We start from the raw sequence: 26520 nt of genomic DNA on the forward strand, positions 1-26520 counted from the left end.
AGCGCCCGTGAGCCTGCTCGCCAGCATCACGTCGCCGCGCGACCTGAAGCGTCTCTCCGACGCGCAGATGACCGACCTCGCCGCCGAGATCCGGCGCTTCCTGGTCGCCGAGGTCGCGAAGACCGGTGGGCACCTCGGGCCGAACCTGGGCGTCGTGGAGCTGACGCTCGCGATGCACCGCGTGTTCGACTCGCCGAACGACCCGTTCGTCTTCGACACCGGGCACCAGTCGTACGTGCACAAGCTCGTCACCGGGCGCCAGGACTTCTCGAAGCTGCGCGAACGCGGTGGCATCGCCGGCTACCCGCAGCGGAGCGAGTCCGAGCACGACATCGTCGAGTCCTCGCACGCGTCGTCGTCGCTGTCGTGGGCCGACGGCATCTCCCGCGCGTTCGGGCAGACCGGGCAGACCGACCGCACCGTCGTCGCGGTGGTGGGGGACGGTGCGCTCACCGGCGGCATGACGTGGGAGGCGCTCAACAACATCTCCGACGACAACGACCGTCGCCTGGTCATCGTCGTCAACGACAACGGCCGCTCGTACGCCCCGACGATCGGTGGCATGGCGCGGTTCCTGAGCTCCGTGCGCACCCGCCGCGAGTACCGGGCCCTGTACGAGGGCACGCAGGCCGTGGCGGCCCGCTTCGGCGCTCCGGGTCGTGCGGTGTACCGAGGCATGCGCGGGGGCCTGCACGGCTTCCTGTCGCGGTTGACGAACAACGAGGCGCTGTACTCGAACCTCGACATCAAGTACATCGGCCCGGTGAACGGCCACGACCAGCAGGCGATGGAGGCAGCGCTCCGGCAGGCCAAGGAGTACGGCGCTCCCGTGATCGTGCACGCGATCACCGAGAAGGGCCACGGCTTCGAGCCCGCCCTGCGCGACCAGGCCGACCAGTTCCACGCCGTCGGGCACATCGACCCGGAGACCGGGGAGTCGCTCGACGCCGCATCGGGGCCGTCGTGGACGTCGGTGTTCGCGTCTTCCCTGGCCGATGCCGGCGCCTCGGATCCTCGGATCGTCGCCATCACGGCGGCGATGCTCCGGCCGACGGGGCTCCACCTGTTCCAGGAGCAGCACCCCGACCGGGTCTACGACGTCGGCATCGCCGAGCAGCACGCCGTGACGACCGCCGCGGGCCTGGCCTACGGGGGACTCCACCCGGTCGTGGCGCTCTACGCGACGTTCCTGAACCGCGCGTTCGACCAGGTGCTGATGGACGTCGCCCTGCACAGGGCCGGTGTGACGTTCGTGCTCGACCGTGCCGGCATCACCGGCCCGGACGGCCCCTCGCACCACGGCATGTGGGACCTCGCGCTGCTGCAGGTCGTGCCGGGGATCCGGATCGCCGCGCCTCGCGATGCCCCGACGCTGCGCGAGGAGTTCCGCGAGGCGATCGCCGTCGACGACGCCCCCACCGTGCTGCGGTGGTCGAAGGGGCAGGTCGGACCGGACATCCCCGCGGTCCGTCGTCTCTCCGATGGTGTGGACGTCCTGCATGCCGCCGCGGACGACGTCGAGGACGTGCTCTTCGTCGCCGTCGGGTCGATGGTGCCGGTGGCACTCGAGGCCGCGGCGCTGCTCGAGGCGCAGGGCATCGGCGTCACCGTCGTCGACCCGCGCTGGGTGGTGCCGATCCCGGTGTCGCTGATCGAGCTGTCACGGACGCACCGGCTCGTGATCACCATCGAGGACGGCGTGCGGGTCGGCGGCGTCGGGACCCGGTTGCGGCAGGACCTGCGCGCTGCCGGGGTGGACACCGGGGTGAACGAGCTCGGGCTGCCCGACGCGTTCATCGACCACGCGACCCGGTCGCAGATCCTCACCGACGCGGGGCTGACGGCGCAGGCCATCGCCCGCGACGTCATCGACCAGGTCGTCGGGACGAAGCTGCCGCAGGCGAAGCCCGCGCGGTCCCGCGAGTCCGCGGCGTCCGACCGCTGACCGCGCGGTCCGCGAGCGTCTCGCACAACCAAAGTCACCCCGAACCACGGCGATCCGCGGTTCGGGGTGACTTTGGTTGTGCGGCGGTGCGGCCTTCGAGACCGAGTCGGCTCTAGCGGGAAGCGGGGCCGACGATCCGCGGCTCGTGGAACGTGCCGCCGAAGACTCGCTCCGACGCGCCGGAACGGTCGAGGTACGGGCTGATCCCACCGGCCTGGAACGGGTAACCCGCACCGAGGATGAGCCCGAGGTCGATCTCCTCGACGTGCTCGACGACCCGGTCCTCGAGCATGCGGTGCAGCTCGTCGGCCAGGGCGTCCTCGAACCGGCGCTGCATCTCGGCGGCGTCGACCGGCTTCGCGTCCTTCTTGGACGGCGCGACGAGCTTCACGGCGGCGGGGTCGTACCCGGTCGCGTTGCCCTTCTTGTCGCGGGTCAGGATCGTCCCGTGCTCGGCGATCCTCTTCAGGCCGTCGCCGGGGTAGAAGCGCTCGGGCCAGGCCGCGTGGTGCGAGTCGAGCACGTGCGCACCGACCGGCAGCCCGACGAGCTCGAGCAGCTCGAACGGTGACATCGGCAGGCCGAGCGGGGCGGCACCCTGGGCGACGGTGTCGAACGAGGTGCCCTCTTCCACGCCGCGCATCGCCTCGCCGAGCACCCGGGCGAGCACCCGGTTGACGACGAAGCCCGGCTGGTCCGCGGTGATGATCGCGGTCTTCTTCAGGGTCTTCGCGACGGCGAGTGCGGTGACGAGGGCCTCGTCCGAGGTCTTCGCCGCGCGCACCACCTCGAGCAGCGGCATGACCGCGACCGGGTTGAAGAAGTGGAAGCCGACGAGTCGCTCCGGGTTGGTGAGCACCGACGCCATCTCGTCGACGGAGAGCGACGACGTGTTCGTGGCGAGGATGGCGTCCGGCGCGATGACCTGCTCGATCTTCCGGAGGACCTCCTGCTTGACGGTCATCTCCTCGAAGACCGCCTCGATCACCCAGTCGGCGTCGGCGAAGGCGTCGTAGGACACCGACCCGCTGACGAGTGCCGTGATGCGGTTCGCGTCGTCGGGGGAGATCCGGCCCTTGTCGAGCAGCTTCGCGACCTCGCCGCGGATCCGCTCGACGCCGGCGTCCACACGGGACTGGTCGACGTCGGTGATGACGACGGGGACGCCCAGGCGTCGGGCGAACAGCAGCGCGAACTGCGACGCCATCAGCCCGGCGCCGAGGACGCCGACCTTCGTGATCTTCTTCGCGTCGACGCCCTCGGGAGCGCCGACGGGCTTCTTCGCACGCTTCTGCACGAGGTCGAAGGCGTACATCGACGCGGCGAACTGGTCGCCCGAGATGAGGTCGGCGAGGGCCTCGTCCTCGTCGGCGAAGCGTTCGTCGAGCGAACCCGACTTGGCGGCGGCGACGAGGTCGAGCGCCCGGAACGGCGACTCCGGCACGGTGCCGATCTTCGACGCGACCTGTCCGCGGGCGACCTTGACGACGGTGCCCCATGCGGCCTTCTCGAGCATGCCGGGCTCGTTCTTCCGCACCACCTTGGTCGTTCCGGTGATGACGCCGTCCGCCCACGCCACGGCCGAGGGCAGGAACGTGACGGACGGGACGAGCACGTCACCGATGCCGATCTCGACCGCGGCCGGACCGTCCATCAGGCGGTTGTTCTTGAGCGGGTTCTCGACGATGACGCGGAGCGCGCGCTCCGGCCCGATCAGGCGGGGGAGCAGCGTCGCGCCGCCCCAGCCGGGGATGATGCCGAGGAACACCTCGGGGAGCCCGATGCCCTGCGCCGCGGACGAGAACGCCCGGTAGGTGCAGTGCAGGGCGATCTCGAGCCCACCGCCGAGCGCCAGGGTGTTCACGAACGCGAACGACGGCACCCCGAGGTCGGCGAACTTCTTGAGCGTGGCGTGCCCGAGGGCGGCCAGGTCGTGGGCGGCCTCGCGCGACGGGACCGCCGCTGCCTGGGACAGGTCGGCCCCGGCGGCGAAGCAGTACTCCTTGCCGGTAATGGCGACGCCCTGGATCGTGCCCGCGGCGGCCTCCGTCTTCAGGGTGTCGAGCACGCCGGACAGCTCACGGAGCGTGCGGGGCCCGAGGGTGTTCGGCCGCTTGTAGTCCTTGCCGTTGTCGAGCGTGATGAGCGCCAGCGTGCCACCCGAGGGCATCGTGACGTGCTTGACGAACGAGTGCGTGACCACCTCGTCCTCGCTGAGTTCGGCCAGTCGGTCGTTGTCGACGATGGTCATGGTCACGCCCCCTTCCGAGCCGAACGCTCGGCCGACTTGCTGTGGTTCGGGTTCTCCCAGATGACGGTGCCGCCCTGGCCGAGCCCGATGCACATCGTGGTGATGCCGTACTTGACGTCCGGTCGCTCGGCGAACTGCGCGGCGAGCTGGTTCATCAGCCGGACGCCACTCGACGCGAGCGGGTGGCCCACGGCGATCGCGCCGCCCCAGGCGTTCACGTTCGGGGAGTCCTGGGCGATGCCGTAGTTGTCGAGGAACGCGAGCACCTGGACGGCGAACGCCTCGTTGATCTCGAACAGGCCGATGTCGTCGATCGACAGGCCGGCCTTCGACAGGGCCTTGTCGGTCGCGGGGACCGGGCCGACGCCCATGACCTCGGGCTCGACGCCGGCGAAGGCGAACGAGACCATGCGCATCTTCGTCGACAGTCCGTGCTGCTTCGCGCCGTCCTCGGACGCGAGCAGGCTCATGGTGGCGCCGTCGTTCAGACCGGCGGCGTTGCCGGCGGTGACCCGTCCGTGGGGCCGGAACGGCGTCTTCAACGCGGCCAGCGCCTCCAGGGTCGTCCCCGGCCGCGGCGGCTCGTCGGTGCTGACGACGTCCCAGCCGTCGCCCTTGTTGACCTCGACCGGGATCACGTCCGGCTGGAGCTTGCCGTTCGCCCAGGCGGCGGCGTAGCGCTGCTGGGACTGGACGGCGTAGGCGTCCGTGCGGTCCTTCGTGATCGCGGGGAAGCGGTCGTGCAGGCGCTCGGCGGTGGCACCCATGACGAGGGCGTCGCTCGAGACCATGCGCTCCGCGACGAAGCGCGGGTTCGGGTCGGCGTTGAAGCCCATCGGGTGCCGGCCCATGTGCTCGACACCACCGGCGATCGCGATGTCGGCGGCGCCGAAGGCGATGGCACCCGCGAGCGTCGTGACGCTCGTCATGGCACCGGCGCACATGCGGTCGATCGCGTAGCCGGGCACCGACTTCGGCAGACCCGCGAGCATGCCGACCGTGCGGCCGAGCGTCAGCCCCTGGTCACCCTGCTGCGTGGTCGCCGCGACGGCGACGTCGTCCACGGCTGCGGTGTCGAAGGCGTTCCGGTCGAGCAGTCCGCGCATCGCGTGCACCGCGAGGTCGTCGGACCGGGTCTTCCAGAACACCCCCTTCTCGCCGGCTCGTCCGAACGGTGTGCGAACGCCGTCCACGAACACGACGTCTGATGCCTTTGGCAATCCGGGCCTCCCAGATCCTCATCGATCGGGCCGGAACGCAGGTCGCTCCGGCCTGGCCGGGCCTCGCCCGGCGACCCTCCCGACGCTATGCCCCCAGCCTGGGCGGCCGCATGCCGGTTGGGCAGTTCCTACGACTCGTCGTCGTCCGTCGCCGCGGGCCGCTGTGCAGCAGCGACAAAGGCCGACGCGATGATCGACGCGAGTTCCTCGACCTGCCACGGACGGGCATCGTGCTCGGCGAGGGCGGCGCCGACCAGCTCGGTCGACGGCGGCGACGGCGGTGCCCACGACACGAGCCGGAGCGTCTCCGGCGTGAGCAGGTTCTCGAGCGGGATGTCGAGCTCCTCGGCACGCTTCGTGACCGCGGCGCGCGCGGCCTTGTACCGGCGGTCGGCGGCCGGGTTGCGGTCCGCCCAGGCGCGGGGCGGGGGCAGGGTGGCCTCGCCGGCACCGCGGAGACGGGGGAGGTCCTCGGTGGTGCGGCCTTCCTCGACGGCGGCCCACCAGCGGTCGAGCTCGGAACGGCTGGCGCGGCCCGTGAAGGTCTTCAGCGCACCGAGTTCGGCGCGGGACTCGGGTGCGGCGGCCGCGGCGGCGATGATCGCCGAGTCGGGGATCGTGCGTCCCGGGGCGATGTCCGCCTGTCGGGCGTACTCGTCGCGGGCAAGCCAGAGCGACCGGGCGATCGCCAGTGCTCGAGCACCACGGAGCGCGTGCATGCCGGACAGCCGACGCCAGGGCTCGGCGCGGGCGGGCTTCGGGGCGCGGTGCAGGACCGCGTCGAACTCCTCCTGGGCGATCCGGGTCTTGCCCGCCTCGTCGAGCTTCTCGGCGAGGGCGTCGCGGAGGTCGGGCAGCAGCTCGACGTCGAGCGACGCGTAGACGAGCCACGACTGCGGCAGGGGACGGGTCGACCAGTCGGCGGCCGAGTGCGCCTTCGCCAGGGTGATGCCGAGCAGCTGCTCGACGACGGCGCCGAGGCCGACACGGGGGAACCCGGCGATGCGGGCGCCGAGTTCGGTGTCGAAGATGCGCGTCGGGACGAGGCCGACCTCCTGCAGGCACGGCAGGTCCTGCGAGGCGGCGTGGAACAGCCACTCCTCGTCGACGATGGCGGCCTGGAGCTCCGAGAAGTCGCCGATCGGGATCGGGTCGAACAGGAACGCACCGGCACCACGGCGGAACACCTGGATCAGGTACGCGCGCTGCGAGTAGCGGTAGCCGCTGGCGCGCTCGGCGTCGACCGCGACGGGGCCGTGGCCGGCGGCGATGGCGGCGACCGCCTCGAGGTAGTCCTCGTGCGTGTCGATCACCTTGACGGCGTCGTGCGATGCCTCGAAGGCGGGGCTGGCGGCGGCGGCCGGAGCGGCCGAGCCAGCAGCGGCAGCCGGAGCAGTCGAGCCGGCAGCCGTGGCTGCGGACGCAGCCGGGCCGGTCGATCCAGCGGCTTCCTGGGGAGCGGGGTCGGTCACTTGGCGAGCCTCCTCGGGGCCAGCAGGGTCACGCCGTCCGATGCGGGCGGCAGACCGGCGAGCATGGCGACGATGTCCTGCCAGGCCCGGACGTGTGCGGTGAGGTCGTCGCCGCGTGGTGTCCACGACGCGCGGAGTTCCAGCTGGGCGCCGTCGCCCTGTGCGGCGAGGTCGCCGTACCCGCGCGAGATGATCTTGGTGGCCGTGCCCGAGGCGTGGTCGTACGTCGCACCGTGCGACTCGAGCGCGTCGACGAGCCAGCTCCAGGTCACGTCGGCGACGAACTCGTCGACGCCGATCTCCGGCTCGAGCGGTGCCTGGGCGAACGAGACGACGCGGAACGCGCCGCCCCAGCCCTCGGGTTCTTCCGGGTCGTACAGGGCGATGAACCGGCCGGTGCCCAGGTCCGACTCGACGCCGTGCGCGGTGCCGGACACGTCCGCCGCCAGGGCGATCGAGAACGGTGCGATCCGGGTCGGCGAGGGGATCTCGGTGACGGTGGTCTCGGCACGGCCGCTGCCGCCGGACACGAACGCGCGGAGCCGCGCGAAGGCGTCGGGCTCTCGGGTTTCGGACACACATGCAGACTAGGCTCCGGGCCATGTCCCGATCCGCGCGACCCGCCGAGGACGTCGTCCAGGAGACCGCTCGATCGGCCGGGTTCATCGCACTCGGCGCCGGTCTGGCAGCTGCCGCGGTGGGGACCGCCGTCATCGGTGGCTTCGTCGCCGCCGTCGCCCGCGCCGTGGTCACGCCCGACCGCAAGCGCAACGAGCGCGTCCCGATCCACGCCGTCGATCCCGTCCGGAAGACCGTCACGATCGAGCGGACGGCCGACACCGAGCTGCAGGGCCGGTACTCGCTCTGGTTCGGCGGCGGCACCGGCCACATGCGCGTCGGAGAGGTCCTCGGCACGACCGACACCACCGTCACGCGCCGCATCATCGCGATCGACGCCGGCGACCCGACCGCCGCCCGTCGCGGTCGCTGGGGCGGCTGGTTCTACCTGACCCCCGGCGAACTCGACGTGCCCGTCGAGGACGTCGACATCCCCACCCCGAACGGCCCGGCTCCCGCCTGGGTCGTCCGCGCCGACGACCCGGCAGCGCCGTGGGCCGTCCTGGTGCACGGCCGTGGCGTCACGCGTGCCGAGACGATCCGCGCCGTCCCCGTCTTCCGCGCCGCCGGGTACTCGGTGGTGCTCGCCTCGTGGCGGAACGACGGCGTCGCCCCGCCGAGCGTCGACGGCCGCTACGGCCTCGGCAGCACCGAGTGGGAGGACGTCGACTCCGTCCTCCGCTGGCTCACCGCGCAGGACGCCCAGAGCGTCGTGCTCATGGGCTGGTCGATGGGTGGCGCCGTCGTGCTGCAGACCCTGCTCCGCTCGCGCTTCGCCGGCCTGGTCGACGGGGTGGTGCTCGAGTCCCCGGTGGTCGACTGGCACGCCGTCCTGAAGTCGCAGAGCCAGCTCCTGCGCCTGCCGCGTCCGGTCCGCAAGGTCGCGCAGCGCCTGCTCCGGACGCCGGTGCTGCACCGGCTCGCCGGGCTCCAGGCCCCTGTGGACCTGCGCGAGCTCGACATGGTCACGCGCTCCGACGAGCTCACGGTGCCGATCCTGCTGCTGCACAGCGACGACGACGGGTTCGTGCCGTCCTCGGCCTCGCACGACCTGGCCCGCGCACGGCCCGATCTGGTGCGGCTCGAGATCCAGACCACGGCCCGGCACACCAAGCTCTGGAACCACGACGCCGACTGGTTCGACGCCCGCATCCTCGCGTGGCTCACCGAGGTGGTCCAGCGGCGCGGGGCGACCAGCGCGCGGTAGATGCGACCGAAGGGCGGACGGGAGGCGCGGTGTCAGCTGGCACCGCGCCTCCCGTCCGTCCTTGCGTCCGTTCGGTCGCATCGTGAGCAGAAATGGTCGGGTCACCGTCCGACACCCGACCATTCCTGCTCACGAAGCGGGTGGTCCGGCATTCGTTCCGTTCGTCGTCTGCTGTCGCGGCCCGAACTCCTCGAGACGAGTCGCCGGTCGGCCGAGCTGCGCTGGGCCGTGCGTCCGGTCGAAGGCATCGCTCATCGTCGTGAGCGGCGGTCGGACCGTCACGGTCCATTCGCCACTGTCGAACGCGTCGATCCGGACGACCAGGTTCGACTCGTCGGTCAGGTCCGAGCCGGGGAGGTAGCCGAGGAACTCGCCGTCGATGAGCTGCCGCATGCTGTCAGCGATCTCCATCGCCTCGGCATGGCTCAGGATGAGCCCGGGTTCCGCCGCCGCGTCGACGCGGCGTTCGAGTGGGAGCGCTTGGACCGGCTTGTCAGGGGACGTGACGGCGTACAGGGTCGTGAGGACCCAGACGAGCTCTGGTGAATCGAGCTCTGAGAAGAACTGGACCAGATCGGGCAGCACGATGTGATCAGCGGGGATCGTGTACGTGACCATCTCGAGGTCGTTCGGCAACGTCGTGGTCATCCGGTCTCCTCTGTTGTCTCGACCTGTGGCGAGAAGCCGCCCACGCTCATGGCAGCGAGGACGTCGGTCCTGCCCGGCGTGAACGCGATGATCGCGACTGCGGTGTCAGCCTGCACGGTGGAGAGCCCCGGCTGCTCGTCGCCGAGCGGCACGAGCGCACGGGCGAACCCGTCGAGTCCGCGGACGTCGAAGCCCTTCTCGGCGGCCATCGTGTACTTCGTCAGGAAGGTCCGTGCCGTCGCCGGCGCGCCCTGATCGAAGACACGGAGCCGTTCCTCGGCCGCGCACTGCGATGCCACCTCGAGCGCCAGTTCGGCCCCCGGGGCGTCTGATGTGCGCAGGCGCGAGCACAGCTCCTGGACGGTGATGTGGACGAGTCCGACGGAGCGGTCGACCGCCGTGGCAGCCACGAGCGTCCGGTCCGTCGCGCGCAACACGACCGTCACGAGTTCATCGCCGTGCTCGACCTGACAGATCAGGACGAGCTCGTCTCCGAGGGCTTCGAGTGGGTCGATGAACGGTACGAGGTTCGGCTCCTGCTTCGAGGAGGACTGCCGGATGACCGCTGCGAACGAGCGTGCGGACACGTCGGAGACGAGCACATCCGTGTCCGGCCCGACAGTGGCGAGGACCTCGACGACACGGTCCGGGAGCTCCACGGTCGATTCATCGGTGACCGCTCGGAGATGGTGGATCGAGATGGCCGGGGGCGCGTCCGTCACCGTCGGATCTCCGCGGACGACGGGCCCTGTCGGTACCGGACCTCGCCGTCGGGCAGGACGTCGATGTCGACCCGTGCGCGGCCCGGTTCGCTGTAGTGCCAGGACGGACCTCGGCGGTTCGACCAGCCCTCGAGCAACGCACCCGAGGCGAACCGGATGGTGATTCGCCCGCCCGTGACTGCACCGTCCGAGACGACCTTGTTGTGCAGGGCAAGGAGGTCGAGCAGGGACGGTTTGTCGCCGGGATCGAGGAACGCGTGCTCCCCGTCAGAGCTCAGCGCGAAGTCGGTCTCGAACCGGAGCGAAGCACCGCTCGAGAAGCGGATCGTCACGTCTGGTCCGATGCTGATGAGGTCGACGGTGTCGCCGGCGATGTCCAGCGCGAAGGGCTGGCGCGGAACGCCGCTCATCCTCGATCTCCTTCCGTGCCCGTGCCCGTGCTTCCGGTCGGCGGCTCGGTGCGGGCCGGGCGACCCTTCGGCCCGGAGACCTGCCAGGACTCGAACTCGGCATCGGGACCGGCGACGAGGGTGTCCCCGCCGTCGAAGATCAGCGTCAGTACGCCGTTCTCGGTCGAACTCCGAACGAGCTCGGCACCGAACAGCCGCAGGACCGGGAGCAGTGAGTCCTTGCGGTCGGGATCGACGACCGCGGTGCTTCCGGACCGGTCGGTGACGGTGCACTCGGATTCGAGCTGGACGCGGTAGCCGTTGCCGAACCCCAGCTCGAGCCGGAAGTCGACGCCGATGAGGTCGAGCGTGCCCGCGCGCTCGACGGTCATCGCGTCCCCGGTGGGGTCAGCGGTGTCAGCGACCATGATCGTTCCCTTGTACGGATTGCTGTTCAGGAGCTGCCCTCGCTGAGTCTGCTCGAGCAGATCGAGGTTCTCCGAAGAGTTCCCATGACGTCGGAGTGGGGCGGTACCGGAGGTCGTCGTACACCGGCCGCCACGGTTCCAAGCCGTGGTGGGCACGAACCGCTTTCTCCACGACCATCGGGGAGTCGACGGTCAGATGCGGAACACGGCGGGCCTCGTCAGCCGTCGCCCTCCTCATCCTCGACCTGTCGAAGTTCGTGACGTGCACCCCGTCGTAGTCCTCCGATCCGTGGCTGAACGCGGGCAGGAACCGGCGTTGGTCGGGAATGCTGTTGCCCACGATCTGCCACATGCCCGGTCGGAATCGCGCATCGAACGTCATCCGCGCGAGAATGGGAGTCGCTGCGGTCACCTCGCTGAGGTGGAGGCTCTGCACTGAGCTGACGGGCGCGACGAGGCCGAAGATGATGATGTAGAGCGCCTTCGTGTACTTGCCGATCACCTGTCCGAGCACCACCTTGCTGTCGTTGAGCGGCACGGTGAACACGTCACCGACCGCAACTGGGTAGATCTGTTGCTGTGAACTCAACCTGGTCCTCTCAGGTGTCGGTTGCACACGTCACAATTGCGATCGCGGGGGTGCTTCGCCCCAAACTTCGGCGGGCGGCTCGAGCCTGACGGGTGATGCTGTCCACGGATGGGGGAGCCATCCCCGCGTGGATCGGTGGACTCTAGAGAGCACGTTTCGTTCTCGTGGGCCGGTTGCTCTGTTTCTGCTCAAGGCTCGCGACCGTGCGGTGTTCACGGTGGCATTTCGGTCGAAGGCCCGGTGGTGCGGGTGGTCATCGCCGGCACTCGCGTTCCCGGCCCGAATGCCCGGGCAAATCCGTCCCGAATCTCGACCCGATTTGTGTCGATGATGATCGTCCACAACGAGCCGTCACTCATGTCGAGGCGGATGACTGCTCTGTCGATATCACCGACTTCGGATGGGTTGAATCCGACGAACTCGCCATCGATGAACTGCTGCGTGGTTTCGGTGAGTCGCATGAACGAGGCATTGTCGAGCACCGGATTGGGCAAGTGGGGCGCGCTCGAGAGCTGCTCCAGTTCGGCAACGTCCAGTCCGGGATCTCTCGACACGTTCACGAATATGTCCTCGGCCGTCCATGAAAGCTGCGGCAGATGAAGGGAGGACACGACGTCGGCGAGGTCGAACCATTCGCTATCGCCCTGTTCAGATTCACGGGTATAAAGTCGCAGCATAGGATCCGATTCAACCTCGCCTTGTCCTCCGGTTGAAGACGCTGGCCATCATTCGTCAAATAGCAGTTGTTGAGCGCTGGGAATGTTTCTTGGCATCGAATCCGTGAACCATGGAAGCTCTAGACTGTCAATCCTCCCGTTCTTCGTCCAAATGAGAACTTCGCCGACAACCTCAGAAGATTCATCTGCATAAGAGGCTTCGATCGGAAGGGGCTGGTCCGGCAAACTGACGGCGGGTGAGTCGTCAAGGTCTATCTGCCAGATCCGTGGACCAGTCGCTCGGAATCCTCGAATTGCTCGCGCTTGGTCCTGCAATGGTCCTGATTCAGGTAGGAGTAGGTGATCCAAGCAAGTGCGGATGAGATCGTGCAGACGTGATTCGTCTTCTGTCTTCATGTTGTCCCAATCTTCAAGCTCGTAGGGCGGTTCGCGAGTCTGCCGGAGCTTGCCGACCAAATCGTTCACTTCGTCGAGGAGCGCGGGCGAGAGCTCATCTCGTGGGCGTGCGCGTCTGCCTCGGTCTTGTAGATCTCGCCCCATGCGATGCTCGGAGGCATGACATGGACAGGCAGATCGACGTCAGGGAGACAGATCTGCACGAAGTGCGGGAAAGTGGGGAAGGTCCAGAGGTCTTCGTCTTCGAAGCGACTCCAGAGCAACAGCTCCTCGACGCCCAGCGGGTGGCCGAGCTCCTGACCGTTCAGCGGCGGATCGCAGCTGACCATCAGCGCATGGTGACCGTTCGGTAGCTCGATCGGTCGTTCCACTTCGCACCGGAAGACAGACGAGAACCGCTTGCTGTCCATGGACGAGAGAAAGAAGACTTCTTGCATGTCAGAACTCCGGATTGATGCCGCTGACGCGATCGAGCTGGATCGCGCCCTTCTCGATGCCGTTCGGGATGATGTACTCGTCAATTCCGCCTCGGTTGCCGTCCAAGGGAAGAGCTGCCCTCGTCTTCACCACCGCGCTGGGGTCGCGCAACGTCCCTTCGAGCAGGAACCGCCCCGAGTTCACGCTGTAATCGGGCTCAGTCTTCCCTGAAGGTAGTCCTGCGACGTCGCGGTAGTTGGCAACAGAACCAGGGTGGGACGGCGACCATGAGGCACCGGTCGCCTGAGCATCTCCGCCGTAGACACGGTAGATCTTCTGACCTTCGAAGGGCGTCGGGAGCTCGTCGCCGAGCTTGTTCACCGCTGTCGGCAGGTGCACCTTCGACATCGTGCCGCCGGTGGCCGCCGACGTCGCCGCACCCTCGGCAGCGTTCCGGAGCAGGCCACCGGGGGTCACCGGCTGGCCGCTCACCGCGTAGTTCGCGACGTTCTCGGCCGCACCTTCAGCTGCGTTCTTGACCAGCTGCTTGCCGATCAGGGCTCCGGCACCACCACCGACGGCACCGAAGGCCCCGCTGACGGCGACCTGGCCCCAGTTCACCTCGCCGGTGGTGGCCTTCTGGATGATGGTGTCGGCACCGGCGCTGATGAGCATCGCGCCGACCGGACCACCCACCCCGGTGGCGAAGAGCACCCCTCCGGCGACGACCATGGCACCGCCGGCGACGTACTCCCAGTTGTCCGCGAACCAGTCACCGGTGGCTGCAGCGGCGCGCGCGAGCGGACCCTGCTCGGCCGCCGCGTAGGCCTCGAGCTCGGCGTCGGTGACCGGCGCGAGTCCGAGTGGATCGACGGCGTGCAGGGGGTCGTTGCCGGCGAACGAGTACGGGTTGCCGGCCCAGGCTGCTCCGGCGGGCGCGGTGACCGGGTCGACGGACAGGAAACCGCGCGACGACGGGTCGTAGGCGCGGGCACCCATCCACTCCAGGCCGGCGACCTGCAGCGAACCGTCGGCGCCGAGTGCGATGCCGCCGGGCAGGCCGGAGCCGCCGAGGTCGACGAGCGTCTGCCACGGGTCGGCGTCGTCGGCTGCTCTCGTGGTGCGCCGACCGCTGGTGGTCCAACCGTCGTCGACCCCCGTCAGGCCGCCGGGAGCGTGGATCACCGGCTCGTCACCGACGGCCAGGAGCGTCGGCGCGAACGCGGCGGTGTCCCAGTCGATCTGGACGCCGTCGACATCGGCGAGTTCACCGAGGGCGTCGACGTGCAGGTCGGTCGTGGTGCTGCCTGCCGCGGTGGTCTCCGCCACCCCGGTGAGGTGACTCTGCGGGGTCCAGCCGTACGTGGTCGTCACGCCGTCGCCTCGGAGCGCCTGCACCCGACGACCAGCGCCGTCGTAGGCGTACTCCACCTCGGGCGACCCGTCCACGGCGTCGACGCCGATCAGCTGACCGGCGGCGTCGTGCCGGAACCGTCGGGCCCCGGAGTCCGTCCGTTCCTCGGCCAGACGACCAGCGACGTCGTAGACCCAGTCGGTGCGACGGGCTTCCTGGACGGACGCCACCAGCTGCGCGGCATCGTCGTGCTCGTAGGTGGTGCTCCCACCGGGTCCGTCGACCCGGGTGATGCGCCCGTCGGCGTCGCGTTCGATCGTGCTGGCGTGCGTGCCGTCCGCGTCGATGCGCGTGTGCCGGACCACCTGTCCGTTCGCGTACTCCCAGGTCTGCAGCTGATCGCCGCCGCGGGCCTGCAGGAGCCGCCCCGCCGCGTCGTGCTCGTACCGGACCTCGCCGAATGCGGAGTGGTCGACGCGGACGACCCGTCCGGTGTCGTCGTGCTCGTACCGGGTCGTGGACCCGTCAGGGGACTGCACCGAGGTGCGGAGTCCGTCGGCATCGTGGGTCCACCGGGTCTCGCGCGCGCCGGTGGCACGGCGGACGAGCTGGCCCAGTCGGCTGAACTCGAGGACGTGGGTGGCGGGGGAGTCGGGACGGGTCTCGTCGGTGATCGTCACCGTGCGAGCACGCGCATCGCGGTCGATGCGGCCGATCAACCGGTCACCGGCGTACTGCGCGGATTCACGACCGGCCGCGTCGTACTCCCACCGAAGGACGCTCCCGTCCGGGTCGGTCTGGGTGAGCTGGCGCCCGGCCGCATCGTAGGTCGCCGTCGTCGTGCGACCGAGCTGATCGGTGGACGAGGCCACCTTGTCGAGCTGCGTGTACGTGCGGAGAGTCACCCCACCCAGCGGATCGACGGTGCGGACGAGGCGCCCACGCTGGTCGTACTCGTACCGGGTGGTGCCGCCGAGCCCGTTCACCGCGGCGATGAGTTGTCCGGCGGCGTCGTAGCGGAAGGTCCGCTGGCCGAAACGGGTGTCGCGCGCCGACACGACCCGACCCACGCGGTCGTACCGGTACCGGGCGGTGCCGACCCCGGGCACGTCGGCGTGGACGACCCGACCCTGGCGGTCGTACTCGGTCCGGGCGACCTCGCCGGTCGGCAGAGTGCGCGCGACGACCCGTGAATCGGCGTCGTAGGTCAGCGTGGTGGGTGCGCCGGCGGGGTCGATCGCGCTGACCGGGCGGCCGCACGCGTCGTACTCGTACCGGGTGGTGCGGCCCGCCGGAGTGGTCACACCGACGACTCGTCCGGCCAGGTCACGCTCGATCCTGGTGAGTCCACCGTCCGCGTCGACGAGTTCGACCGGTCGGCCGCAGGCGTCGTACGTCGTGAGTTCGGCGGAGGCGTCTGTGTGCTCGAGCCGGGTCGGGCGCCCGAACTCGTCGGTCGTGACGGACACGGCATCGAAGGCGTCCCGGACCGTGGAGACGCCGTCAGCGCGCGAGCGCCCCACCTCGGTGCGGACACCGGTGGGGTCGACCGTCGCGCCGAGGGCTCCGACCGCGTCGTGCTCGCGTGTCCAGGTGCCGCCGGCCGGGTCGACCACGGCTTCGAGTCGGGAGAGCGCGTCGTGCACGAACGCCCACTCGGCACCGTCGGGCAGGGTCATCGACGAGACGTTGCCGATGGCGTCGAAGTCCTTCGTCACGACGCGACCGAGGGGATCCGTGGTGGACACGATCTCGCCGTGCTGGCCGTAGGCGACCTCGGTGCGGGCACCGGTCGGATCGATCGTCGCCGTGACCCGACCGCCGTCGCCGTGCTCGAACCGCCACAGCCCGCCGTCCGGGTCCTCACGCGCGGTGAGCAGGCCGGCGGCGTCGTAGCGGTACCGGGTCCGGTTGCCGAGCGGTGTGACCGCCTCGATGATCCGGCCACCGGGGTCGCGGATCAGACGTGCGGTGTCACCGACGGCGTTCTCGACGCCGACGACCTCGCCGGAGGCGTCGTGGTGGAAGACGACGACGACGCCCGTCGGATCGGTGGTCCGGACCAACAGGCCGTCCCGCCACTCGAGCACGGTGCGACCGCCGACGGGGTCGACGATGGTCGACGGGTTCCGGTCGTCGCCCGCGTACTCGTACTCGACGACCCCGCCGTTCGCGGTGACCACCGTGGTCATGCGGTCCTGCTCGTCGTACCCGAAGGTCAGGTCGGCGCCCTCCGGTGTCACGGTCCGGACGCGCCGTCCCCGCTCGTCGTACCCGTGGACGGTCACCTGCCCGTCGCGCTCGGTCACCGAGACGAGGTTGCCGTGCGGGTCGTACGACATCGACTGACGCCGCCCGTCGGTGTCGATGATCCCGACGACCCGGCCCTTGCGGTCGGCGATCCACGTGTTGGTGTGGTCGCCGTCGACGTCGGAGACCGAGGTGACGCGGCCCGGCAGGTACGCGAACCGCACGCGCCGTCCGAACGGCGTGCGCTGCTCGACGACACGGCCACGGGCGTCGTAGGTGTTCTCGCACTCGACCACACCCGTGGCAGCGGTCACGCGGTCGATCAGCCCGTCGTCGTTCCAGCGGTACCGACGGCTGCCGACGGCGTCCGTCGCACGGACGAGTCGACGAGCATCGTCGTAGTGGTACTCCACGCGGCGTCCGTCGGAGGCGCTCGTCGACGCCACGCGGTCGCCCCCGTGCTCGACGTCGATGAACCGTCCGAACACGTGCGACAGGCGGGTGATGCGGTCCTGCTGGTCACGCCGCACGGTCACCGTGGTGCCGGCTCCGCGACCGAAGTTCGACCACAGCCCGGACCGCGTGAACGCCCAGCGACCACCGGCGTTGTCCTGGACGACGAGGGCGTCCCCCTCGGCCCGGAGCCACAGGTCCTCGCCGACCGCGCGGTCCCAGCCGTCGCCCTGCCGCGGGAAGTCGACCTGCCGGCCGTCGTCGAGCACGACCGACGCGGCGTCGTCGGTGATCTCCAGCCGGGTGTCGAGGATCGAGGACCACCCGAGCCCGAACACCCCGGCACGGCCGTCGAGCGAGTTGTACATCCGGGTGAGCCGGAGCAACGCCGCCTGCCCGGCGAACGACAGGTCGGTCTCGGGCTCCAGGAAGTTGCCCGTGGCGGTGTTGACGGGATCGTCGGCGAACCCGTTCGTCGGGGGCGTCCCCATCGCCGAGAACGGTCCGATGGTGAAGTCGTCACGTCCGGCGTCGATGCCCGCCGCGGACAGGGCCGCCGCGATCGCCGCGTCCGACAGCGTCGCGGGCCCGGCACCACCACCGGCGGCTTCGAACTGCGCGGCGACGGTGCCCGCCCAGTCGGCGTCCTGCCCGTTCGCGGTGAGCCAGTCGTTGACGGCGGTCAGCAGCGACTGGGCGTTCAGCGTGCCCCAGCAGGGGTTGCACTCGGCCTCGTAGTCGCTCAGGGCGTTGCGGAACGTGGAGACGGCACCCGACAGGTCGGAGTCGAGCGTGCGGGTGTTCGCCTCGAAGGAGCGGAGGTCTTCGGGGACGGCCGACGACGTCCCACCGCTGGTCCCACCACCCGCGGGGATCTCGCGCCCCTTGACGCTGACCTCGTCCGCCTGCAGCCGCGGCTCCGGTTCCGGCTCCGGGGGCTTCGGGTCGTCACCGCCGCCGAACCACGTCGAGATCTCGTGTCCGGCGCCGACGAAGAAGTTCTCCTCGCGTTCACGCTTGCGGGCGTCCCACGCCTTCGCCTGCTTCCGCCGGTCGTCCTCGTCCTTCGCGGCGTCGCGGAGTTCCTGCACGAACCCCGACAGGCTCTGCAACGACTCGACGAGCTTCGTCGCGCTGCGCGCACCGATGTCGGCGTTGTCCGCGAAGACCTCGGAGAAGTACCCCCGGAACTCCGCAGTCGCGGTCGTCACCGACGACGACCGCGATCCGGCCTGGCCGCCGATCGACGACGCGAGCGCCGTCGAAGCCGATTTGAGCGTGTCCGCCGCGCTGTACGAGTAGCCGGTCGGATCGTTCCCGTGGATCTTCGCCATCGTCAATTCCCCCCATGGTGCTGACCGGCCCATCCTGTCACGGCCGGCGACTGAAATGCCAGAGGACCGCATGCATCCGAAACGAGCAACGGACAGGAGGCGCGGTGCCACCTGGCACCGCGCCTCCTGTCCGTCAACGGGTCGCGTCTACGCGACCGCCGCCTGCACCTGACGCTGGACGCGTCCGAGCATGCCCACCATGCCGCGGATCCGCAGCGGGCTGACCGCCTCGGACAGACCGATGGTCAGCGGGTAGTCCGTCGGCACGGCGAGCACCTGCTCGACGGTCAGGCCGGACAGTCCCTGCGCCAGGATCGAGGCGAAGCCGCGGGTGGTCGGCGCCTCGCGCGGGGCGGTGGCGTGCATCCGGACCACGTCCGGGGCATCGCCGTCCTCGCCCACCGTCACGGTGATGAAGACGGGGGACTGGCACTCCTCGACGCGTTCGAGCTCGTCCTCGTGCCCCTGCAGGCGTTCGGGCAGTGCGGGCAGCTCGTTCGAGAACTCGAGCAGGAGCTGCAGGCGGTCCTTCTGGCCCAGGGCGAGGAAGTCGTCGCGGATCTCGGCGAGGGTGGCGGGGAGTGGTGCGTCGGTGCTGGCGTTCATCGGTTCGGAACAGTACCCGGCTCGGATCCCTGCACGATGGGGACGCGGACGGCGCTGCCCCACTCGGTCCACGAGCCGTCGTAGTTGCGGACGTTGTCGTAGCCGAGCAGGTGCTGCAGGACGAACCAGGTGTGGCTCGAGCGCTCACCGATGCGGCAGTAGGCGATGACCTCGTCGGCGTCACCGATGCCGGCACCGTCGCGGTAGACGGCGTCGAGCTCGTCGCGTGACTTGAAGGTGCCGTCGGGGGCTGCGGCCGTCGCCCAGGGGATGTTCACGGCGGTGGGGACGTGGCCGCCGCGCAGCGCGCCCTCTTCGGGGTAGTCGGGCGCCGTCGTGCGCTCCCCGCTGTACTCCGGGGCGCTGCGGACGTCGATGAGCGGCTTGCCGAGGTGCGCGAGGACGTCGTCCTTGAACGCGCGGACGGGCTCGTCGTGGCGCTCGACGACGGGGTACTCGACGGGCGTGACCGGGGTCTCGTCGGTGGTCAGGGCGCGGTCCTCGGCGATCCACTTGCCGCGACCACCGTCGAGCAGGCGGACGTCTTCGTGGCCGAACAGGGTGAACACCCAGAGGGCGTACGCCGCCCACCAGTTGTTCTTGTCGCCGTATATCACGACCGTGGTGTCGCGGCCGATGCCCTTGCCGCCGAGGAGCTCGGCGAAGGCGGCACCGTCGATGTAGTCGCGCTGCACCGGGTCGTTGAGGTCGGTGTGCCAGTCGATCTTCACGGCGCCCGGGATGTGCCCCGTCTCGTAGAGCAGGACGTCCTCGTCGGACTCGACGACCACCAGGTCGGGCGCGCCGGCCCCGGCGTCGAGTTGCTCCTGCAGCCAGTCGGTGGAGACGAGGCGCTCCGGGTGCGCGTAGGCGGCGAACTTCTCGGACGGGTCGACCGGTGCGGTCATCGGGGGTACCTCCAGGGGGTGCGGGGGAGCGTGGTGCTGGGGAGCGTGCTGCTGGCGCCGGACTAGGATCGGGCGTCGGTGCCTGTGGGCAACGGTACGCGGACGTACCGTGCCCCTGACGCAACGTGACACCCCACGACATGCTTCCCGGAAGGGTTCCCCGATTGCCCGCTCACCTCGTCGACCGTGATCCCCGGGTGACCCCGCAGCAGATGGCCGCGGCGCTCGTGCCCCCGCCCCAGTTCACGGACGCGTCGTTCGACTCGTACCGGCCGGACCCGGACTACGACTCGCAGGCCTCGGTCCGCGATGCCGTCGCCGCGTTCGTGGCCGCCGGTCCCGTGGACGCCCCGCGGCGCGGGCTGTTCGGGCGCCGGAAGCAGTCGGCGGAACCCGCGGCGAAGTCCGGCGTGTACTTGGACGGCGGGTTCGGCGTGGGCAAGACCCACCTGCTCGCAGCCGCCTACCACGCGGCCACCGGCCGGAAGACGTTCGGCACCTTCATCGAGTACACCGCGCTCGTGGGCGCCCTGGGGTTCCAGGGGACGGTCGACCTGCTCCGCGGCACCGCACTGGTGTGCATCGACGAGTTCGAGCTCGACGACCCGGGCGACACGATGGTGATGACCCGGCTCATCAAGGAACTGACCGAGACCGGCACCCGCTTCGCCGCGACGTCGAACACGCCACCGGGAGCCCTGGGCGAGGGACGCTTCGCCGCGCAGGACTTCCTGCGCGAGATCCAGGCGATGTCGGACCGCTTCGACACGATGCGCATCGACGGCCTCGACTACCGCCGACGTGCCGTGGACGAGTCGGCGCAGGTGGTGTCCGACGTGCCCGCCGCGCTGCCGTCCGGCTCCGTGACGCTCGACGACTTCGGCGCGGTGGTCGCACACCTGGGTTCCGTGCACCCCTCGAAGTACGTCGCGCTGGTCGAGGACCTCGACGCCGTCGGACTCACCGACGTCCGGGCGTTCACCGACCAGACCGACGCGCTGCGCTGGGTCGCCCTGGTGGACCGGCTGTACGACGCGCAGGTGCGGATCGTCGCCTCGGGCACCCCGCTCGACCAGGTGTACCCCGACGCGATGCTCGAGGGCGGCTACCGCAAGAAGTACCTGCGCGCGGCGTCCCGCGTGGTGGCGCTCACCCGCGCCTGAGGACCCCTCGCCGTCAGACCGATCTGTCCACGGCGGTCTCCTGCCCCTCGCGCAGGGGACATCGGGCCGGCGGAAACACGACGTTTACAAACGGCGCGGTCGCGTTACATCCGCGAAACAGTTCGTGCTCCCTCGTGAAACCTCGCCTCGCCAGACTCGGTGACACCCGAGGCGGTCCAAGAGCCGCTCGTGCAATCGAGAGGTGAACAGATGCTTGATCAGGGCCAGACAGGCTTCATCATGATCATGGCTGCGCTGGTGTTGTTCATGACACCCGGCCTGGCCTTCTTCTACGGCGGTTTGGTGAAGGCGAAGTCCGTCATCAGCATGATGATGATGTCCTTCGGTGCGATCGCGCTCGTCGGCGTCCTCTGGGTGCTGTACGGCTACGCGATCGCCTTCGCCAACACGGGGCCGCACACGGCCGTCAGCGGCGTGGTCGGGTTCTTCAGCATCGACTGGAACCAGATCGGCCTCGGCCAGGCGTTCGAACAGTCCCAGGCCACCACGCTCGCCGCCACCTACCCCGACCTCGCGTTCGTCGGCTTCCAGGCGACGTTCGCGATCATCACCGTCGCGCTCATCTCCGGCGCCATCGCCGACCGCGCCAAGTTCGGCGCGTGGATGGTCTTCGCCGGCATCTGGGTCACGGTCGTCTACTTCCCGGTCGCCTCGTGGGTCTTCAACCTGACCTCCGGCTGGGCCGCCACGTGGGGCGTCATCGACTTCGCCGGTGGCACCGCGGTGCACATCAACGCCGGTGCGGCGGGTCTCGCCCTGGCGATCGTCCTCGGCAAGCGTGTCGGCTTCGCCAAGGGCGCGCACAAGCCGCACAACCCGCCCTTCGTCCTGCTCGGCGCCGCCATCCTGTGGTTCGGCTGGTTCGGCTTCAACGCCGGCTCCGCCGGTGCCGCGAACGGCGTCGCGTCGCTCGCCTGGATCAACACGCTCGCCGCTCCCGCAGCCGCGGTCCTCGGCTGGCTGCTCGTCGAGAAGCTCAAGGACGGCAAGGCGACCTCCGTCGGTGCCGCCTCGGGAGCCGTCACCGGCCTCGTCGCGATCACCCCGGCCTGCGCCAACCTCACCCCGGGCTGGGGCATCCTGCTCGGCTTCCTCGCCGGCATCGTCTGCTGCTTCGCCATCGACTGGAAGTACCGCCTGGGCTTCGACGACTCGCTCGACGTGGTCGGCGTCCACCTGGTCGGCGGCATCTTCGGCACGCTGTTCCTCGGCTTCTTCGCCAACGACACCGGCCTGATCTACTCCGGCTCGTTCGAGCAGCTCGGCAAGCAGGCGGCTGCAGCGGGTGCCGTCGGCGCGTACTCGTTCGTCCTGGCCTTCGTCATCGGTTGGATCATCGAGAAGACGATGGGCTTCCGCGTCAAGACCGAGGACGAGGTCGCGGGCATCGACACCGCGGTCCACGGCGAAGAGGGCTACGTCCTCTACGAGCAGACCGACGACAGCCCGGTCAGCGTCCGCTAGACACGCTCCACCACCGCACGACGACGGGCCCCGCGCACACAGCAGCGCGGGGCCCGTCGTCGTGTGCGGGACCATCCCCGGCCGGTAGGGTTCCGGCGTGGACGACGTCACCCTCGCGCACCCGCTCGTCGACGCGGTCGGGCCCGGCTTCGTCGTCTCCGAGACCGGCGCCGCGATCGTGTCGCTCTCCTCCGCCCGGATGGGGCTCGTGCTCGAGACACGGGCCGCCGACCTCGCGTTCGTGCTGCTCACCCCGCCCACCAGCCGCCTCACCCCGGCGATGCTCGCGATGCTCCGGCGCACGAGCAGCGCGTGGGTCGTCCGCGAGGGCGACCGCTACCGCGCCGCCGGCTCCACCGAGGTCGTCGACGACGTCGCGACCGCGATGTTCGCCCCGCAGGCCTCCCAGCGCACCACCCGGCTCGGCGCCGACGAGGTCCCCTGGGTCGAGCTGATCGTGTCCGTCCACCACCCCGCCACCGAGCAGGCCGGCATCGGTCGCACCGCTGAGCTCCTGCTCGAGGGACTCGCCGGCAGTGCGCCCACGGCCTGGGGCACGGTCGAGCCGGCCACGCTCGCCTGGAGCGTCGGCGCCGTCACCGACTTCGCCCGCGGGCGCGCGCCCCGTCCGACCCGGCTCGTCGCCGTCGCCCCGGTCGACGGCGGGTTCGCTGCGGTGCAACTCCGCATCGAACGGTCCGCGACGGGCGTCACCGAGGAGACACGGTTGGCACTGCCACGGCCGGGAGGCACGGTGCCGGTCCACGGGAACGACTCGCCTCCGGTGGACGGTCCGGTCGTCGACGTCCTGGCCGACCTCGCGCGTCGACAGCGAGTGCTGCTCGGCACGGCCTGGCGATCGGGCGGGCACCCGGACGCGACCCTCGCCGCTCGGCAGCGCGGCATGCCCGTCCCCCTCGGAGCGGTCGTGGGTGCCGCCGCCGTGCGGGACCTCGGCGTCGACACCGGTTCGGTGCCGGTGGGTGCCACGCCGGTCGGGACGCCGCGCGTGCCGTCGCTGCTGCTCGACTTCTCGCCGCCGACCGCAGGGCTGACCGGGGGCGCCGAGGTGGAGGCCCGCTGGCGGCGGCTCGCCGAGCTCGGCACCGCGCTCGGCCCCCGTGCCGTCGAACTGCTCGGGTTCGGGGCAGACCGATGAGCGCCGAGTGGACGATCCTCAGCGCCGACCACGTGGACGCTGCAGCCGTGCTGACCGGGGCTGCTGCGGTCGACCCGACGCTCGGCATCCGCCAGCTCTGGCTGGGCGATGCGCTACAGCTCGTGTCGGACGACGGAGTGGTGCTCCTCACGCTCTTCCAGTCCCGCCGGCTCGACAGCGTCACCGACGCGGAGCGGCTGCTCGCCGGACCCTTGTCGGTGGCGGGTGATCGGCTATGGTGGACCGAGATCCACACGGCCGCGCAACCCCCGTTCCGGGGGACGGCCGAGCGGATCGTGCACAGCATCGCGGACGCCGCCGGGGGAACGGCTGCGTCCCGAGCCGTGCACTGACCACGCGATCGCTCTGACCGAGCGGGACGACGACCAGGGGGAGCCATGGGGAACGGCTGGCAGATCGAGCCCGCGGGCGTGCAGACGACGCTCACCGACACCGAGACCGCGGCGACGAACCTCTCGACCGCGTTCGACGGTCTCGCCGACGCGCACGCGGCGCTCACGACCGCCGTCGGCGACGACCAGGCGGTTGCCGGCGCCGTCGCGGCACTCATCGAGAGCCACTCGGCCCTCCTGACCCGCGTGGGCAACCACATCACCGCCGGTCTGGCCGGCGCTGCCACCGCGACCCTCGCCTACTACCACGGTGACGAGGAGATGGCCGCGACGGCGCAGACCAACGCGATCCGGGCCTCCAGTACCGGTGATTTCTCGGCCTTCGACCTGGGTGGTGACCAGTGAGCGGCCAGTGCCGCGCCGACGGCCTGATCGACCCGGACGCGATCCCCGGCGCGAACATCGACGCGGCGAAGGTCGAGACCGCCGGCACGGCGTTCTCGACGTCGGCCACCGACGTCGAGACGCGCGGCGGCGAGGTGAAGACCGCCTGGGCGAAGCTCGGCAGCAGCTACACCACGCCGGACTCCACCGAACTGCTCGCGGTCATGGACGGCGTCGAGACCGACACCGCCGCACTCGCCGCGACCCTGCAGAAGGCGTCGACGTTCATCGGCGACTACGCGACCGCGGTCGCGCCCATCGCGAAGCGGCTCGTCGAGCTGAAGGCCGAGGCCGCGACGTTCGTCGAGAAGGCGCTGAAGGGCAAGACCGTCGGCCCGTGGGACCCCGAGCACCCGGCCAACCAGGGCATCGTCGGGCTCGTCCAGAACTTCGGCGAGGTGCTCGACGACGTGCACCTGCCGTGGGACCAGTACACGCCGTACGTCGACGAGAACAACGAGCTGCTCACCAAGGTCGCCGAGCAGGAGACGAAGCTCTCCGCCGCGTCCGCTGAGTGTGTCAACGCGATCAACGGGCTGCGCACCGACATGTGCCTGGCCCCGGTGCGGGCCGTCGACTACACGGCCGCCGTCAAGGCGAACGAACCGATGCCGTGGGGGAGCACCGGGCGCGGTGACCAGTCGTGCCAAGAATCGTTCGACTCCGGCGTGTACGACGCCGCGAAGGGCACGGTCGAGGGACTCGGCGGACTGATCGGGTACAACTCGCAGACCGGCGAGTGGGGCGACGGCGACTGGGCGGCGCAGTCCTGGAAGGGCTTCGCGGAGTCCCTCGGACTGATCGTCCTGCTTGGCAGCCCGCCGCTGCTGATCGCCGCGGCGCTCCCCAAGGGCGTCCTGCCGGATGTCGTCGGCGACACCGCCCGCAGCATCATGGATCAGCAGAAGACCCTCGTCGAGGGCTTCGTCGGGTCGCCGGAGGACTGGCGGGACGACCCCGCGCACGCCGCCGGTGGTGCCGCGTTCAACATCGGCACGCTGTTCATCCCCGGCGCGGGCGAGGTCGGCGCCGGCGCGAAGGTCGCGGCGCTCGGGTCGCGGCTCGCGGTGCTCGGGGCCGACGGCAGCAAGCTCGCGCTCATCGGGTCCAAGGTCGCTGCCACCGGCACCACGATCGTGCGGGTCGGGGATGCGCTGTCGAGCCTGCCGGGCAAGGCGTTGTCGGGAGTCTCGGACCTGCTGGCGCGGGGGCGTGGCGGGTTCGCGGATGCGCTCCGAGGGCTCGGGGACAAGATCCCGACCGTGAAGGTCAGCGTCGAGCACGCCATGGCGACGCCGGACGGGTTCGGAGTGGGGCTCGGGCGGCCGCACATCGAGGTGGGAAACCCGGGGTCGGGTGGGCACTGGTTGCACTCGGTGGCGGATCGGGTGGATGGGCGATCCTCGAGTCACATCGGAGATTCTGCATCAGGAGCGTCTGTCGGTCCTGCGCACGTTGGTACATCCGCACCGTCACGCGATTCGTGGGAGACCTCCTACCCGTCAGAGCGTCACGACCCGCACGAAGTGCGTCACGTGTCCTACATCGACGACGCGCTCCGTGAGAAGAACCTGCAGCCCTCGACGCGCTACGTCATGACGGACCGTTCGTTCGTGCTCGATACGGATGCGTTGGGTCGCACCGTCCACGCAGATTCGATCGTCAGCGAGATCGTGCCGCAAGGTGAGCGTGTCCGATCCTCCTCCGAGCAACTCCTCGCTGGGCGTGCGGATCGACTACCTGGAGACCACGGCGGGCACGTCGTGGCGACGGCGCACGGTGGTTCACCGTTCGGGGCCAATCTGGTCGCTCAGCATGGTGGGACGGTGAACCTGAGGGCTTTCGCGAAGATCGAGCGCGACATCCGTCGGATGCTCAAGGCTGATCCCGACTCTCCGATTCGCATGGAAACGGACATTGTCTACGACGCTGCCTCCCATCGACCGTCGCAATTCCGAATCACCTGGGGTAAGCTTGGTGAAGAGCCCGAGGTGCAAATCATCGGTAACAACAACTTCTTAAGTTTTTGACA

General features: G+C 70.1%; 22 protein-coding genes. 8 read left to right on the forward strand and 14 right to left on the reverse strand.

The window, feature by feature from the left end:
- Positions 1 to 7 precede the first annotated feature (7 nt).
- Positions 8 to 1945: a 1-deoxy-D-xylulose-5-phosphate synthase gene (gene dxs, locus BIU89_RS01830; protein WP_071244563.1), complete on the forward strand. Its 1938-nt coding sequence runs from the start codon at positions 8 to 10 to the stop codon at positions 1943 to 1945.
- Between the two features lie 112 nt (positions 1946 to 2057).
- Here dxs and BIU89_RS01835 read toward each other — a convergent pair whose 3' ends face one another.
- The 4 genes from BIU89_RS01835 to BIU89_RS01850 all read right to left on the reverse strand — a co-directional run bounded on the left by BIU89_RS01835 (position 2058) and on the right by BIU89_RS01850 (position 7466).
- Positions 2058 to 4196 carry a 3-hydroxyacyl-CoA dehydrogenase NAD-binding domain-containing protein gene (locus tag BIU89_RS01835; RefSeq protein ID WP_071244564.1) on the reverse strand — a complete coding sequence of 713 codons (2139 nt, stop codon included), beginning with the start codon at positions 4194 to 4196 and terminating at the stop codon, positions 2058 to 2060.
- 2 nt (positions 4197 to 4198) lie between these two features.
- A complete protein-coding gene (locus tag BIU89_RS01840; RefSeq protein ID WP_027465475.1) occupies positions 4199 to 5416 on the reverse strand; it encodes a thiolase family protein in 1218 nt (405 codons plus the stop codon).
- Positions 5417 to 5544: 128 nt separating this feature from the next.
- The gene (locus tag BIU89_RS01845; RefSeq protein ID WP_441294447.1) at positions 5545 to 6888 is read right to left on the reverse strand and encodes an HRDC domain-containing protein; all 1344 of its coding nucleotides are present in this window, start codon (positions 6886 to 6888) and stop codon (positions 5545 to 5547) included.
- Positions 6885 to 7466 (reverse strand): DUF3000 domain-containing protein, encoded by a 582-nt coding sequence (locus tag BIU89_RS01850; RefSeq protein WP_017886108.1) that lies wholly within the window; start codon positions 7464 to 7466, stop codon positions 6885 to 6887. The genes BIU89_RS01845 and BIU89_RS01850 overlap by 4 nt, the downstream gene beginning before the upstream one ends.
- A 23-nt stretch (positions 7467 to 7489) precedes the next feature.
- On the opposite strand from BIU89_RS01850, the gene BIU89_RS01855 reads away from it, so the two are divergent.
- Positions 7490 to 8713: an alpha/beta fold hydrolase gene (locus BIU89_RS01855; RefSeq protein WP_071244565.1), complete on the forward strand. Its 1224-nt coding sequence runs from the start codon at positions 7490 to 7492 to the stop codon at positions 8711 to 8713.
- A gap of 129 nt (positions 8714 to 8842) precedes the next feature.
- On the opposite strand, the gene BIU89_RS01860 is transcribed toward BIU89_RS01855, so the two are convergent.
- From BIU89_RS01860 to BIU89_RS01905, 10 genes are all read right to left on the reverse strand, one after another.
- Complete coding sequence (locus tag BIU89_RS01860) at positions 8843 to 9361, reverse strand: hypothetical protein (protein WP_071244566.1); 519 nt, start codon at positions 9359 to 9361, stop codon at positions 8843 to 8845.
- On the reverse strand, positions 9358 to 10020 hold the full coding sequence (locus tag BIU89_RS01865; protein WP_139178737.1) for a hypothetical protein: 663 nt from the start codon (positions 10018 to 10020) through the stop codon (positions 9358 to 9360). Before BIU89_RS01865 ends, BIU89_RS01860 begins: the two co-directional genes overlap by 4 nt.
- 59 nt (positions 10021 to 10079) lie before the next feature.
- Positions 10080 to 10493 (reverse strand): DUF6188 family protein, encoded by a 414-nt coding sequence (locus tag BIU89_RS01870; RefSeq protein WP_071244568.1) that lies wholly within the window; start codon positions 10491 to 10493, stop codon positions 10080 to 10082.
- Positions 10490 to 10900, reverse strand: a complete 411-nt coding sequence (locus BIU89_RS01875; protein ID WP_071244569.1) for a DUF6188 family protein — start codon at positions 10898 to 10900, stop codon at positions 10490 to 10492. The genes BIU89_RS01870 and BIU89_RS01875 overlap by 4 nt, the downstream gene beginning before the upstream one ends.
- On the reverse strand, positions 10890 to 11447 hold the full coding sequence (locus BIU89_RS01880) for a hypothetical protein (protein WP_071244570.1): 558 nt from the start codon (positions 11445 to 11447) through the stop codon (positions 10890 to 10892). The genes BIU89_RS01875 and BIU89_RS01880 overlap by 11 nt, the downstream gene beginning before the upstream one ends.
- A gap of 254 nt (positions 11448 to 11701) precedes the next feature.
- Entirely contained in the window at positions 11702 to 12166 is a 465-nt protein-coding gene (locus BIU89_RS01885; protein WP_071244571.1) for a hypothetical protein, read from the reverse strand.
- A gap of 461 nt (positions 12167 to 12627) precedes the next feature.
- On the reverse strand, positions 12628 to 12999 hold the full coding sequence (locus BIU89_RS01890) for a hypothetical protein (RefSeq protein WP_071244572.1): 372 nt from the start codon (positions 12997 to 12999) through the stop codon (positions 12628 to 12630).
- A gap of 1 nt (position 13000) precedes the next feature.
- A complete protein-coding gene (locus BIU89_RS01895; RefSeq protein WP_071244573.1) occupies positions 13001 to 18370 on the reverse strand; it encodes a DUF6531 domain-containing protein in 5370 nt (1789 codons plus the stop codon).
- Between the two features lie 147 nt (positions 18371 to 18517).
- On the reverse strand, positions 18518 to 18976 hold the full coding sequence (locus BIU89_RS01900; protein ID WP_027465483.1) for a SufE family protein: 459 nt from the start codon (positions 18974 to 18976) through the stop codon (positions 18518 to 18520).
- On the reverse strand, positions 18973 to 19884 hold the full coding sequence (locus BIU89_RS01905; protein WP_071244574.1) for a sulfurtransferase: 912 nt from the start codon (positions 19882 to 19884) through the stop codon (positions 18973 to 18975). Before BIU89_RS01905 ends, BIU89_RS01900 begins: the two co-directional genes overlap by 4 nt.
- Positions 19885 to 20024: 140 nt before the next feature.
- Here BIU89_RS01905 and zapE point away from each other — a divergent pair, with 140 nt between their 5' ends.
- From zapE to BIU89_RS01935, 6 genes are all read left to right on the forward strand, one after another.
- On the forward strand, positions 20025 to 21047 hold the full coding sequence (zapE, locus tag BIU89_RS01910) for a cell division protein ZapE (protein ID WP_071244575.1): 1023 nt from the start codon (positions 20025 to 20027) through the stop codon (positions 21045 to 21047).
- Positions 21048 to 21257: 210 nt separating this feature from the next.
- Positions 21258 to 22532 (forward strand): ammonium transporter, encoded by a 1275-nt coding sequence (locus BIU89_RS01915; protein ID WP_071244576.1) that lies wholly within the window; start codon positions 21258 to 21260, stop codon positions 22530 to 22532.
- Positions 22533 to 22629: 97 nt separating this feature from the next.
- Entirely contained in the window at positions 22630 to 23691 is a 1062-nt protein-coding gene (locus BIU89_RS01920; protein WP_071244577.1) for a DUF6177 family protein, read from the forward strand.
- A complete protein-coding gene (locus BIU89_RS01925) occupies positions 23688 to 24044 on the forward strand; it encodes a hypothetical protein (RefSeq protein WP_071244578.1) in 357 nt (118 codons plus the stop codon). Before BIU89_RS01920 ends, BIU89_RS01925 begins: the two co-directional genes overlap by 4 nt.
- Before the next feature lie 45 nt (positions 24045 to 24089).
- On the forward strand, positions 24090 to 24449 hold the full coding sequence (locus BIU89_RS01930) for a DUF6507 family protein (protein ID WP_027465489.1): 360 nt from the start codon (positions 24090 to 24092) through the stop codon (positions 24447 to 24449).
- Complete coding sequence (locus tag BIU89_RS01935) at positions 24446 to 26518, forward strand: DNA/RNA non-specific endonuclease (RefSeq protein ID WP_071244579.1); 2073 nt, start codon at positions 24446 to 24448, stop codon at positions 26516 to 26518. Before BIU89_RS01930 ends, BIU89_RS01935 begins: the two co-directional genes overlap by 4 nt.
- Positions 26519 to 26520: the final 2 nt, after the last annotated feature.

Origin of the sequence: Curtobacterium sp. MCBA15_005, assembly GCF_001864855.1 — a bacterium.
GTDB classification, from domain to species: Bacteria; Actinomycetota; Actinomycetes; order Actinomycetales; family Microbacteriaceae; genus Curtobacterium; species Curtobacterium flaccumfaciens.

Excerpts from the sequence above, each read along its gene's own strand:
- BIU89_RS01835 (WP_071244564.1), bottom strand. The coding sequence starts at position 4,196 with ATGACCATCGTCGACAACGACCGACTGGCCGAACTCAGCGAGGACGAG.
- BIU89_RS01855 (WP_071244565.1), top strand. The coding sequence starts at position 7,490 with ATGTCCCGATCCGCGCGACCCGCCGAGGACGTCGTCCAGGAGACCGCT.
- BIU89_RS01860 (WP_071244566.1), bottom strand. The coding sequence starts at position 9,361 with ATGACCACGACGTTGCCGAACGACCTCGAGATGGTCACGTACACGATC.
- BIU89_RS01870 (WP_071244568.1), bottom strand. The coding sequence starts at position 10,493 with ATGAGCGGCGTTCCGCGCCAGCCCTTCGCGCTGGACATCGCCGGCGAC.
- BIU89_RS01875 (WP_071244569.1), bottom strand. The coding sequence starts at position 10,900 with ATGGTCGCTGACACCGCTGACCCCACCGGGGACGCGATGACCGTCGAG.
- BIU89_RS01885 (WP_071244571.1), bottom strand. The coding sequence starts at position 12,166 with ATGCTGCGACTTTATACCCGTGAATCTGAACAGGGCGATAGCGAATGG.
- BIU89_RS01890 (WP_071244572.1), bottom strand. The coding sequence starts at position 12,999 with ATGCAAGAAGTCTTCTTTCTCTCGTCCATGGACAGCAAGCGGTTCTCG.
- BIU89_RS01895 (WP_071244573.1), bottom strand. The coding sequence starts at position 18,370 with ATGGCGAAGATCCACGGGAACGATCCGACCGGCTACTCGTACAGCGCG.
- BIU89_RS01900 (WP_027465483.1), bottom strand. The coding sequence starts at position 18,976 with ATGAACGCCAGCACCGACGCACCACTCCCCGCCACCCTCGCCGAGATC.
- BIU89_RS01905 (WP_071244574.1), bottom strand. The coding sequence starts at position 19,884 with ATGACCGCACCGGTCGACCCGTCCGAGAAGTTCGCCGCCTACGCGCAC.
- zapE (WP_071244575.1), top strand. The coding sequence starts at position 20,025 with ATGCTTCCCGGAAGGGTTCCCCGATTGCCCGCTCACCTCGTCGACCGT.
- BIU89_RS01915 (WP_071244576.1), top strand. The coding sequence starts at position 21,258 with ATGCTTGATCAGGGCCAGACAGGCTTCATCATGATCATGGCTGCGCTG.
- BIU89_RS01925 (WP_071244578.1), top strand. The coding sequence starts at position 23,688 with ATGAGCGCCGAGTGGACGATCCTCAGCGCCGACCACGTGGACGCTGCA.
- BIU89_RS01930 (WP_027465489.1), top strand. The coding sequence starts at position 24,090 with ATGGGGAACGGCTGGCAGATCGAGCCCGCGGGCGTGCAGACGACGCTC.